14 protein-coding genes are annotated in these 11,719 nt (G+C 51.2%); 5 read left to right on the top strand and 9 right to left on the bottom strand.

The window, feature by feature from the left end:
* The 3 genes from CAG65_RS05040 to CAG65_RS05030 all read left to right on the top strand — a co-directional run.
* A partial coding sequence (locus CAG65_RS05040; RefSeq protein ID WP_161452605.1) for a DUF2760 domain-containing protein occupies positions 1–388 on the top strand: 388 nt, incomplete at its 5' end.
* Complete coding sequence (locus tag CAG65_RS05035) at positions 388–2,301, top strand: Hsp70 family protein (RefSeq protein ID WP_161452603.1); 1,914 nt, start codon at positions 388–390, stop codon at positions 2,299–2,301. The genes CAG65_RS05040 and CAG65_RS05035, both read left to right, overlap by 1 nt.
* 59 nt (positions 2,302–2,360) lie before the next feature.
* Entirely contained in the window at positions 2,361–5,177 is a 2,817-nt protein-coding gene (locus CAG65_RS05030; RefSeq protein ID WP_161452601.1) for an Hsp70 family protein, read from the top strand.
* Between the two features lie 147 nt (positions 5,178–5,324).
* On the opposite strand, the gene CAG65_RS05025 is transcribed toward CAG65_RS05030, so the two are convergent.
* The 4 genes from CAG65_RS05025 to CAG65_RS22040 form a co-directional block, all read right to left on the bottom strand.
* On the bottom strand, positions 5,325–5,666 hold the full coding sequence (locus CAG65_RS05025; protein ID WP_237668752.1) for a VOC family protein: 342 nt from the start codon (positions 5,664–5,666) through the stop codon (positions 5,325–5,327).
* Positions 5,667–5,747: 81 nt separating this feature from the next.
* Positions 5,748–7,061 (bottom strand): mechanosensitive ion channel family protein, encoded by a 1,314-nt coding sequence (locus CAG65_RS05020; protein WP_161452599.1) that lies wholly within the window; start codon positions 7,059–7,061, stop codon positions 5,748–5,750.
* Between the two features lie 44 nt (positions 7,062–7,105).
* Positions 7,106–7,276 (bottom strand): hypothetical protein, encoded by a 171-nt coding sequence (locus tag CAG65_RS22045; protein WP_021703519.1) that lies wholly within the window; start codon positions 7,274–7,276, stop codon positions 7,106–7,108.
* 137 nt (positions 7,277–7,413) lie between these two features.
* Complete coding sequence (locus tag CAG65_RS22040; protein ID WP_202599266.1) at positions 7,414–7,584, bottom strand: hypothetical protein; 171 nt, start codon at positions 7,582–7,584, stop codon at positions 7,414–7,416.
* 198 nt (positions 7,585–7,782) lie between these two features.
* Here CAG65_RS22040 and CAG65_RS05015 point away from each other — a divergent pair, with 198 nt between their 5' ends.
* Entirely contained in the window at positions 7,783–8,157 is a 375-nt protein-coding gene (locus CAG65_RS05015) for a hypothetical protein (protein WP_161452597.1), read from the top strand.
* Between the two features lie 72 nt (positions 8,158–8,229).
* Positions 8,230–8,829, top strand: coding sequence for a thiol:disulfide interchange protein DsbA/DsbL (locus tag CAG65_RS05010; protein ID WP_161452595.1), 600 nt, complete (start codon positions 8,230–8,232; stop codon positions 8,827–8,829).
* 43 nt (positions 8,830–8,872) lie between these two features.
* Here the strand turns inward: CAG65_RS05010 and CAG65_RS05005 are convergent, their stop codons facing one another.
* The 5 genes from CAG65_RS05005 to ureE all read right to left on the bottom strand — a co-directional run bounded on the left by CAG65_RS05005 (position 8,873) and on the right by ureE (position 11,684).
* The gene (locus CAG65_RS05005; RefSeq protein WP_161452593.1) at positions 8,873–9,139 is read right to left on the bottom strand and encodes a glutaredoxin family protein; all 267 of its coding nucleotides are present in this window, start codon (positions 9,137–9,139) and stop codon (positions 8,873–8,875) included.
* Positions 9,140–9,285: 146 nt separating this feature from the next.
* Positions 9,286–9,909, bottom strand: a complete 624-nt coding sequence (ureG, locus tag CAG65_RS05000) for an urease accessory protein UreG (RefSeq protein ID WP_021703524.1) — start codon at positions 9,907–9,909, stop codon at positions 9,286–9,288.
* Positions 9,910–9,935: 26 nt separating this feature from the next.
* Entirely contained in the window at positions 9,936–10,625 is a 690-nt protein-coding gene (locus CAG65_RS04995; RefSeq protein WP_161452591.1) for an urease accessory protein UreF, read from the bottom strand.
* Between the two features lie 6 nt (positions 10,626–10,631).
* Entirely contained in the window at positions 10,632–11,189 is a 558-nt protein-coding gene (locus tag CAG65_RS04990) for a HupE/UreJ family protein (protein WP_021703526.1), read from the bottom strand.
* Between the two features lie 45 nt (positions 11,190–11,234).
* Complete coding sequence (gene ureE, locus CAG65_RS04985; protein WP_161452589.1) at positions 11,235–11,684, bottom strand: urease accessory protein UreE; 450 nt, start codon at positions 11,682–11,684, stop codon at positions 11,235–11,237.
* Between the last annotated feature and the right edge of the window lie 35 nt (positions 11,685–11,719).

Here is an 11,719-nt window from a genome sequence, read left to right as displayed (position 1 = left end):
CGCTACAGCATCGACAGACTCGGCGATGCAGCTTCTTTCTATTATGCAGCAGGAAGCCCGTTTAATTGATTTCTTAAAAGAAGACCTGACTTCGTTCTCCGATGAAGAAGTGGGGGCTGCAGCGCGCGTGATTCACTCTGGTGGACAGAAAGTTCTGGCCGAATATGTGTCGCTGGAGAATATCCGCAACGAAGATGAAGAAACTCGCATTACCGTTGAAGAAGGTTTCAACCCTCAGGAAGTGCGCCTGACGGGCAACGTTACTGGCAGCGCTCCGTTCCACGGTACGCTGGTTCACAAAGGTTGGAAAGCGACAGCAATGACCCTGCCTAAGCTGGCCGAAAATTACGATGCCTCTGTGATTGCCCCTGCCGAGGTAGAGCTGTAATGGAACAAACGCACCAAAATACGCAACCTATGTTCAGTGTCGGTATTGACCTTGGCACCACGCACTGCGTGCTGTCCTACATGGATACCAGCCGTGAGGATGCGCATGTCGAAGTGATGGCAATTCCTCAGTTGACTTCTCCTGGTACAGTGGAAAGCCGCGCTCAGTTGGGTTCATTCCTGTATCAGCCGCACGAACACGAGATGAATCCGTCTTCACGCGTGCTTCCCTGGTCTTCCGAACCCAAAGCGCTGGTGGGAGCGATTGCACGCAATCTGGGTGCCAAAACACCGATTCGCTTGATTGCCAGTGCCAAGTCCTGGTTGTGTCACGGCGGGGTGAATCGTCGTGACGCGTTTCTACCGGCGGGTAGCCCGGAAGAGGTTGAAAAAGTGTCGCCTTTGCGCGCGACCGAGTTGTATCTTGAGCACCTGAAAGAGGCCTGGGATCACGCGAACCCAAATCACCCACTGGCAGAACAAGACGTCACGATTACCGTGCCGGCATCATTCGATCCAGCTGCGCGTGACCTGACGGCTGAAGCCGCACGTAATGTCGGTTTCAGCCACCTGACGTTGTTAGAAGAACCTCAGGCCGCGCTGTACAACTGGATTGACAACAGCAACGATAGCTGGCGCGACGAAGTCAGCGTTGGTGACATTGTGCTGGTTGTCGATATCGGTGGTGGTACCACCGACTTGTCATTGGTTGAAGTGACTGAAGATCAGGGTAACCTGACACTGAATCGTATTGCTGTCGGCGAACACATTCTGCTTGGCGGTGACAACATGGACCTGGCACTGGCCTACCGATTGAAAATGAAGCTGGCTCAGGAAGGCAAAGATCTGCAACCTTGGCAGGTGCAGGCCATGACCCATGCCTGCCGCGATGCCAAAGAAGCCTTGCTCAACGACAGCGAGCTGCAATCTGTGCCGATCGTAGTGCCGAGCCGCGGCTCTAAACTGCTTGGCGCGACCCTCAAAACAGAGCTGACACAGCAAGAGGTTCAACAGACTTTAGTCGATGGCTTCTTTCCACAAGTGACGATCGCAGAACATCCGGTACAAAAATCGCGTGGCGCCCTGACTCAAATGGGCTTGCCTTACGCTCAGGATGCCGGCATTACCCGTCATATCGCCGCTTTCCTGTCTAAACAGGCTCACGCTCAGAGCGGGTCAGAGCCCGCGGCTCAAGATTTCAATCCGTTCGCAAATATGCCGGGCATGCCTGGCGGTGAATCTCAAACCAACGTTGAGTTCATTAAACCGACAGCAATCCTGTTTAATGGCGGGGTATTAAAATCTTCGCTGCTGGCAGAGCGTTTGGAAGAAACCATTAACGAATGGCTGATTGAAGCTGACGCGGAATACGCAAAACGCCTGACGGGTGTTGATCTGGATCTAGCTGTCGCCAGCGGTGCTGCCTACTACGGCTCAGTCCGTCGTGGACAAGGCGTACGTATCCGCGGTGGCATTGCCTCGGCTTACTATGTTGGTATCGAAAGCGCGATGCCTGCAATTCCTGGCATGGCACCTCCAATGGAAGCCCTTTGTGTGGCACCATTTGGTATGGAAGAAGGGTCAAGCGCAACCGTACCAAGCCAAGAGTTCGGCCTGGTAATTGGCGAACCGGTTCACTTTCAGTTTTTCGGCTCCACAGTACGTCGCGACGACCCTGCGGGTACACACCTTGATCACTGGGCACCAGAAGAATTGGAAGAATTACCAGAAATTCAGGTGACATTGCCCGTCTCCGAAGGCCGTAAACAAGGCGAAGTTGTCCCTGTAACTCTGGCTTCACGGGTAACCGAGCTGGGCACATTGCAACTGGAAGCCATCGCCGCAGACAATGGCCAGAAATGGCACGTTGAATTTGACGTTCGCGAAGACGCCAAAGGCAGCGAACACGCATAATGAATGACAAACGGCATCCCCACGGATGCCGTTTTCAGATTAACGAAAGGTTTTGTTATATGGCATCGCCTCGTTTTCTTGTCGGAATCGACTTGGGTACGACCAACACTGTGGTCGCCTTTTGTGAAATCACCGACAACTTGGAACAATCCGCCGTCTCATTGTTCGATATCGACCAACTGATCGGTCCCGGAGAGGTGGTTCGTAAACCCCTGCTCCCCTCTTTCCGCTACCATCCGGCCAGTGAACAAATCGCGCCCTCTGATCTGACGCTCCCATGGAATCACCAACCGGTTAAAGGGGACATCCAACATGTTATCGTTGGAGAGTGGGCGCGTGAGCTGGGCGCAAAAGTAGAAGGCAGACAGGTCTCCAGCGCAAAAAGCTGGCTTTCGCATCAGGCGGTCGACCGCACATCCGAGATTCTGCCCTGGGCAGGTGCAGCGGACGTAGACAAAGTCTCCCCTGTCATCGCCAGTGCCAGCTATCTGAATCATATCCGTCAGTCTTGGAACTACCGCCATCCGGGAAATCCTCTGGAAGATCAGGAGGTGGTAGTCACCGTTCCAGCCTCATTCGATGAAACGGCGCGCAAACTGACATTACAGGCCGCCGAGCTGGCCGGGCTGACCAACATCGTACTGCTGGAAGAACCGCAGGCTGTTTGTTACGACTGGCATACCCGCCACAGAGACACCGCAGCAGAAGAACTTCAGCAACTGCCACTGATTCTGGTATGCGATGTCGGTGGGGGTACGACTGATCTTAGTCTGATTGAAGCCAAATTCCATCAAGGAGAACTGGCGCTGGATCGTATTGGTGTGGGCGAACATCTGATGCTCGGTGGTGACAACCTCGACCTTGCACTGGCACATCTGGCAGAACAACGCTTCAACCAAAGCAAAAAACTGAATGCAGCCAGCCTGACCAAACTGATTCAGCAAACCCGCAAAGCCAAAGAGAATCTGCTGTCGGCAAACGCCCCTGACGATGTACGCATCACCATGCTGGGCAGTGGTTCAAAATTGCTGGGCGGAACCAAAAGTGTCAGCTTATCTAAACAAGAAGTGCACCAGATCGCATTGGACGGCTTTTTCCCACTGTCTGAGTTTAACGAGACACCAGACAAGCGACGCAGCGCGGTAGTCGAGTTCGGTCTGCCGTATGTGGCCGACCCGGCAGTCAGCAAACACGTTGCAGAGTTCTTAACCCAGCACCAGCAAGTCTCGCACGCTGCGTTGCAAAGTCTGAACGACTATGATCCCCAGCAGCCAGCCGTCCCGGTCGGTATACTATTAAACGGTGGGGTATTTAACAGTGACCTGGTCACCCAGCGTATTACTCAGTTGCTCAGTCACTGGCGTGGGGCTGAGGTTACCGTCCTCAATAACCCGCATCCTGACTGGTCTGTGGCGCTTGGGGCGGTTGCATTTGGCAAAGCGCGTCGTGGTGCACAGCTAAAAATCGGTGGCGGCGCCGCTCGTTCTTATTTCCTGCACTTACAGGAAAAAAATAAGATGGGTAAAGCCTTATGTCTGCTGGCCAAAGGCACCGACGAAGGTCATGAAATCCGTCTGAGCGGCCGCCGTTTCTCATTGACACTGGGAGAGCCGGTTCGCTTTAACTTACTGACCTCAACACACGATACACTGACTCACAACACAGCGATTCAAAACGGTGTGATGGTGGACGTTGACCCGGATTTATTTGCTCCTCTTCCCCCCTACATTGCGACGCTGGAAAGCGACGGTGCAGAGCTGAAAGCCAACCAGAAAGAGCGTGTCGAAGTGCAACTGGCCTGTCAGTTGACGGAGGTTGGTACGCTGAAAATGGAATGCGTCAGCACCGACGATGACACCAAGCGCTGGGCGCTGGAATTTGAAGTTCGCAACCAGAAGGCAGAAGAAGCAGAAAGTTCGCAACGCCACCCGCGTCTTGAGGAATGCCTTGCGCTCATCAATCGCATATACAGTGGCAATAAAAAGAGCGCGGACGCAAAAGAAATTAAGACCCTGACCAAGGATCTGGAAAAGCGTCTCGGCAAACGGGATGAGTGGGATTTCATTACACTTCGCCAGCTATTTGATGCATTCAGCCTGGGCAGAAAGCGCCGCCGACGTTCGGAGCCACACGAAAAAAACTGGTTGCGTCTGGCGGGCTTTGCACTTCGTCCCGGTTTTGGCGACCCGACCGACTCCTGGCGAGTGGAACAGGCTTGGAGCCTGTACCCACAAGGCATTCAGTTCAAAAACCATCAAGGTTGGACAGATTGGTGGGTATTCTGGCGACGCATCGCTGGTGGCCTGAGCCAAGAGCAGCAGGAAACCATTCTGGCTGATATTGCCAAGTATCTGCACCCTGGCGCGATGAAAAATCCTCAGTCAGCTAAAGCTGCCCAGGACATGGGGTATGAAGCGATGGTTCGTCTCGCCGCCTCTCTTGAGCACCTTGACGTCGAAGATAAAGTGCTCCTGTCCAGTTGGTTCCTGAGTAAAGCGATGAACCATACCCAGTTCGAGCAGGCGCATTGGTGGGCCTTAGGTCGTCTGGCCTCACGAACACCGCTGTATGGCAGCCAACATAGTGTGATTCCTCGAGAGCAGGCAGAGCAATGGCTGCCGAAAATGCTCGAGAAAAATTGGCAGACAGAGCCAATGATCGGATTCGCCGCGGTGATGATTTGTCGCAAGACCGGCGACCGCCTGTTTGATATTTCAGACGATTTCCGAACTCAGGTTCTGACTAAGCTGAAGCAGAGTAAAGTCCCCGAGTCTTGGGTGGCGCTGGTCGAAGAGGTCAAAGAATTGTCAGAAAGTGAATCCAAGCGGGTGTTTGGTGATGCTCTGCCAAGTGGCCTGACGCTGGTTCATCAATAACAACTCGCCGTCAGGCGGGCATATCCCCGCATATCCGCTACCGGATATGCGGATGATGCATTAATCGGTGGCAAATAACTGATTGATGTCCTTAAACGCTTTAAACTCCAGAGCGTTACCACATGGGTCAAGCAAAAACATGGTCGCCTACTCACCAACCTGCCCTTCAAAGCGGATATACGGTTCAATCACAAATGCTGTCTTGAATGTGCGCAGTCGCTCTGCCAAGTCGTGCCATTGTTGCCACGCCAGCACCACACCGAAATGCGGCACCGGTACGGCATGACCATCAACTGGGTTGGTGTGTGCCTGCTCCTGACTGTGCGTTTTCGGATGTTGATGGATAACCAACTGGTGGCCGAAAAAATCAAAATCAACCCACTGTTGACTTGACCTGCCCTCGACTAAACCAAATACGTTTCGATAAAATTCTCGAGCCATCAGCAAGTCATAAACCGGAATCGCCAGATGAAACGGTTGTACTGCCATTCACTCCTCCTCGTATGGTAATTCGCCTACCTGAACGAACGCATGCATCGACACAGCTTTCAACACAAGTAGGGTTTGTGGTCACAACAAATCGTTGCTGCGTGATGCTTCTTTTGAGTTAAGTATTTTCACTTCCCGCTGCGGGAACGGAATTTCGATATTATTCTGCTGCAGTGTCTCCAGAATAATTAACATCAGATCGCCTCCGACCCGGTTGCGTCCATCGTCAATCCCTTCAATCCAGAACTCAACAAACATGTTGATCCCGGAGTCACCGAAACTGTCAATTTCGCAATCGGGGAGCTCCTCTAATGGCACATCGGGACCAGCCAATACTTTAGGATGCTGCGCTACAGCTTCTTTCACCAACGTCACCATATTGCGCACGTCCGTCTTGTACGCCACCGAAAAATCGACCCGGTACCGTTGTTTGATGTTTTTATGCGTCCAGTTCACAAACGAACTGTTAATAAACTTCTCATTGGGTACGACGATGTCTTTGCCATCGTAGGTTTCGAGCGTTGTTGAGCGCATATTCAGTTCGGTGACCGTACCGGTGCGTCCGTCTTCCATTTCAATGTAGTCGCCCACTGAAATCGAACGGTCAAATATAATGATCACCCCAGAGATGAAGTTCGATGCCACGGCCTGAAGCCCAAAACCCAACCCGACCCCCAAGGCGCCACCAAATACCGCCAGCGTCGTTAAGTTGATGCCCATCAATTGCAGAATCAACATCACAACGACAAAAAACAGCATAATTTCAAACAGTTTTGCAACGATCTCCCGTGTTCTGAAATCCAGTGACTTCTGTTTACGAATGATGGTTTGTCCGGTTGAATTGGAAACCCGGCCAAGCCAGAACAGTAAAGAACCAAAAATCAACGTTCGCACTAAACCGTACGCCGACAACCGTATGTTACCCAGCTCAATCGACATCGATTCAAGAACACGCACAATGTCATCCAGAACTCCGGTGACATAAAACAGAATGATAGGCATCCCTATCCAGCGAAACACTTTCGCCACCAGCGCGTTGGTGATCAACAAATGAACAGAGGAGTGGTAAAGCAGTAACAACGCCAAAGCGAACGCGACTTGCATAACCCAACTGTCTGCCATCAACACTGAACTGAACTCAATCGACATCCTGAGCAACAACAGCGCCAGTATCGGGAAAATCAGTTTGCCGCACCGGTGCGCAATCGAGCGTATCGGGAAGTTTGCATCGGTGGTCACCGCTTCGCGCAAAATAGGGACATATTTATGAATGCGGGAAGAAAGAAAGTACGCCAGCAGATAGACGGCCAGAATCACGCCTATCTGGTTGTAGGTATCGACACTGCTGACGGCGTTAGTCACGTGCCGGGAAACATGCGAGATGTATTCTTCCATCTATCCACTCCGAAAATGACCATAAGATCGCGATTGAACCCTGCTCAGCAGTTGCCTTTTTTCGCTTGCCCCGGTGGACAGAATTTTCCATGAGAATCTTTTGAATCCTTGGAGTTGACCTCTATCTCCATATCTTTGTATTCACCCTCCACACGGGTGAGTTGACAGGCAGACAGCACAAACATGCCCAACAATACGACTATCAGTGATTTCATCAGCTTACCTTCAGTAGATGGGTTTCTATTTAGTGTAGCTAAGATCCTGAAAGTGGGAGATTAAATTACGTTACTTACCAATAGCAAAAAGGCCGGAGCATTTGCACCGGCCTTTTCTTATCTCTAAACTTGCGTTGTTAGCAGTTGCCTTTTTTGGCTTGCCCTGGTGGGCAGAAGCTGCCTTTAGAACTGCCTGAGCCTTTTGAACTCATTTCAACTTCAACATCTTTAAACTCACCTTCCACGCGAGTCAACTGACAGCCAGAAAGCAATACCACGCTGGTTAACATGATGATCAACGATTTCATCGTTCCACCTTAATGTATTTATTATGTAATTGGATACCATGGTAATTCATCAACCCAATGAAACATGTCAGAAAACGGTCAGTGAAGGTCTGACTAAGGTAAAACCTCGTTCAACCTGTCGAATTTTTCAGCAAACAGCCAAAAATAGGGTCAATTTCATACCACTGACGAAAATATTCGGTATGATGAAAGCCTGTTTTGAACCTCGTTATTGCCATGCTGCCCATCGCACGTACTACTTGGACATTTTTGCTGGTTGCCTGCGCGCTGCTGTTTTCGGGCGTGATCATCAACGAGCATATCCAGTCCGGCACTTTTGCCGAAGACGAGCGTATTTGTCTGACGGATATTCACCAGTTACTAGAAACGACCGATTATGGGATTAAACTCTCAGCGTCAGACATCAGTGCTTCTTCACATCACTGCTGTGGTTCAAGCCTGAGTAAATTACCCAATCACATCTCAACGCTGCAGGTCACCTTTCCAAATTATTCTCTGGCTTTAATCCCCCGTGACCAGAACGTTAAAGCCATTGTGCGTGCCCAGACATTGTTCCGACCTCCCATCGTATAAATCCAAGTTATGACCAGAGATCGCATACGATGCGATGACAAACTCATATTTAAACAACTTCTAGGATTTACGATGAAAAAACTGATCACACTCTTTTCTGCGCTGCTACTCAGCGTATCCACTTTTGCCGCACAATATGAAGAAGGCAAAAACTACACGGTGCTGAATACCGAGAAATCGGCCACACCAACCGTCACTGAGTATTTTTCGTTTTACTGCCCACACTGCTACCAATTCGAAAATATCGTCAAAAACTTAAAACCGGCGCTGCCAGATGATGTCAGCTTTAAAAAGGTGCATGTGTCGTTTATGGGCGGGGACATGGCGATTCCAATGGCAAAATCTTACGCCACCATGGTGTCACTAGGGGTTGAAGATCAGATGATTCCAATGATGTTCCGCCAGATCCATGATCTACGCCAACCACCACGTGATGAAGCGCAGCTGCGCCAGTTGTTTACCGACAATGGTGTTGACGGTAAGAAGTTCGATGCCGCTTACAACGGCTTTGCCGTCGACTCAATGCAAAAACGCTTTGATAAGCAGTTCCAGAGTACCGCGCTAACGGGTGTTCCGGGTGTTGTGGTTAACAACAAGTACGTGGTAAAGACCGAAGGCATTCGTAGCTTCGAAGATTACAATAAACTGGTGAACTACCTACTCACCCTATAAAGCAAAAAAGGGCCCTGCATAGTCAGGGCCCTTTTTTCTGATGTCATTGGGGACGACCGTAAGTTTGTCGGAGGTACTGGATGATGTCCTCTGATTCATACATCCAAACGGTGCCATGTTCTTCATCAATTCGTAAGCAAGGCACCATCGCCTGCCCACCTTCCAGCTTGAGACGCTCCCATTCGACCGGTTGTTCTTCCATTTCAACCAAACGGATATCCAGCCCTAATGCATCAATCACTTCACGTACTTTTCGACAGTACGGACAGTGATTCCTGTGATACAGGCGTAAGTGATGGGTTGAAGTCATAGGTTGTGCTCCGAAAGCCGCGCCATAACGGCTCTGATCAATCACAGAGACTGTCTGCTCCACTCTCCAGCATATAAGATTATCTGTGCTTGCGCCGCTATTTCCCCAGAAAAATCTTGCTCAAGCGCGCCTCCTCCAGAGCTGCATCAGGCGTGAAACTCAAGCATCCCTTCGGTAAGAATAAAGTCGATGATGGTATCGAGCCCCTTACCGGCTTTCAGGTTAGTGAAAACAAACGGCTTATTTGGACGCATACGCAGCGTATCCTGTTCCATCACCTCAAGGGATGCGCCCACGTACGGCGCCAAATCGATCTTGTTGATGACCAGCAGATCCGAACGGGTAATACCTGGTCCGCCTTTGCGCGGTATTTTCTCCCCTTCCGCAACATCAATCACGTAGATGGTCAGGTCCGCTAGCTCCGGGCTGAACGTTGCACTAAGGTTATCACCTCCACTCTCAACAAACACCACATCCAGATCTCGGTGACGCTTGGCCAATTCCTCGACGGCTGCCAGATTCATCGATGCGTCTTCCCGAATCGCGGTATGCGGACACCCTCCGGTTTCAACACCTATAATGCGATCCGGCTCCAGCGCCTCTGCTCGCGTCAGTATTTTAGCGTCTTCCTGAGTGTAAATGTCGTTTGTCACCACCGCGATATGCAGCCTGTCACGAATCGCTTTACACAACACTTCCAGCAATGCGGTTTTCCCAGAGCCAACCGGCCCACCAATACCAATACGGAGTGGCTGTTTATAGCTTTCCATTGTTCTCTTCCTTGTGATCTTGTGGCTTATGAGCGAAATAAGCGCGTATATTGTGTTTCGTGCAAACTACTGGCAATCGACACCGAAGGGGTAAAACTGCCGATCATCCAGTCTTCTGTGGCTGCCGCCTGCTCCAATGCCGATGTAAATAAATCACTTAAATGCATCAGCGTTTTCTGTCCATCGGTCTGCCCCAGTGGCACTAACTTAACGCCCGCCATGACCAGATTCTCTGCCCAGCTCCACAGATAGCCCTGTTTCAATGCCGACGCCGGAATTCCCCATTCGATACCAGAGACACACAATCCGAGTAATTGATTGCTCTCCATCGCCCGCTTTGAGTAGCGCTCAACTCCAATGCCTAACTGTCTGAGTAGGGTGATTAACGCGTGCCCTCGCTGCCGCTCTTCCGCCCGAAGCTCTTTGGTTTCCCGGCTGCTGTAGATCAGCGCGCTATAATATTCGAGGCTCGCTTCATCCTGCGCTTGAATCGCGGCGTAAAAACGATCAATTAAAGGCAACTCAAGTGTGGCAACACTGTTAAACAACTGGTTCGCCAGCCAATCCTGCATTGAGACTCTGTCACTAACCCAGCCCGCTTCAACCGCCCATTCCAAACCTTGTGAGTAGGTAAAACCACCAATCGGCAACGAAGGGCTGATCAGTTGAAACAAGCGGTAGACGGCGACAGGGTTGTGCGTCTCATCGAGATACATCAGTGGTTACACCACGACCAGCGCACTGACTGAAACAACACCCAGAGACAACCATGGGCTGCGAAAGGCTCGACCAAACTGAATACCAAGTACCATCAGAGCGCACGCGCTGAGCAGCATTCCCAGCCCAAAGTGACTAACCGCTCCTTGCGCTTCCACACCGTGCGCATAACCGTGGAAAAAGATCAGTCCGACACACAAACTGACCGCAAGACGTAAGGTGTTTTGCGATGCTGAAAACGCTTGCCAGATAGCACCACTGACCACAAACAGGGATGCCGCGATGGCAAGTTCAACGCCAGAGATAAAACCAAACCATTTGCCTGCCAACAAACCCGAGGCCATTGACAATAACGCTGCACCGATGAGCAATACTTGACGTTTGACGCTCACATTCAGACACGCCACCAAAATGCCGAACGCAATCAACATGATCAAATGGTCAAAGCCGGTCACCGGGTGAGTGAGCCCACTGGAAAATGAGGCCGTTTCATGCCCAGGATGCGCCCATGCGGGGGTTGTGGACAGTAACAAAGTGCCGAGAGCCAAGCTGAATTTTTTCATACGAATATCCTTTTCCGTTTCGTGTAATTATTGAGGGAAGTACCATCAGTGATGGTGATGCCCGCCTGAGCGACCACCGTACGCGCCATTTTCCGGCTCAAACGGGGCCATTTCTGTGGTGACTTTCGCGCCCAGCCCCGTGACCATATCGTCCAACACATGGTCATGCTGATAGCGCACCCAACCAAACTCGATCTGCAAAGGCACATGGCGGTTCCCCAGGTGGTAAGCAACCCGCGTCAGCAGATGCAAGTCATTGCAGTACACCGTCGAGACCTGCTCGGGTGCAGCCTTGATTTCCACCACGACCCCACAAGGGCTTTTTAACTGTTGCCCGCCGCGCAGTATGTGCCCCCGGGGGAGAAACAGCCCGGCATCACGGCCATCATCCAGGACTACTTTCAGACGGCTTTTGATCCTGCCGTCGATAGGCAGGCTGAGAAAAGTGTGTGGCTTTAACGTAATGTCCATGCTGATTTCATTGAGTTCTATCATGATTGTTCCTTGCTCCGACGCTGACAGAGCATCGC

It is taken from the genome of Vibrio sp. V39_P1S14PM300 (assembly GCF_009904765.1).
Taxonomy (GTDB): Bacteria; Pseudomonadota; Gammaproteobacteria; order Enterobacterales; family Vibrionaceae; genus Vibrio; species Vibrio proteolyticus.
The sequence above is the reverse complement of the archived record's forward strand: the minus strand, read 5'-3'. Positions and strand labels throughout refer to the sequence as shown.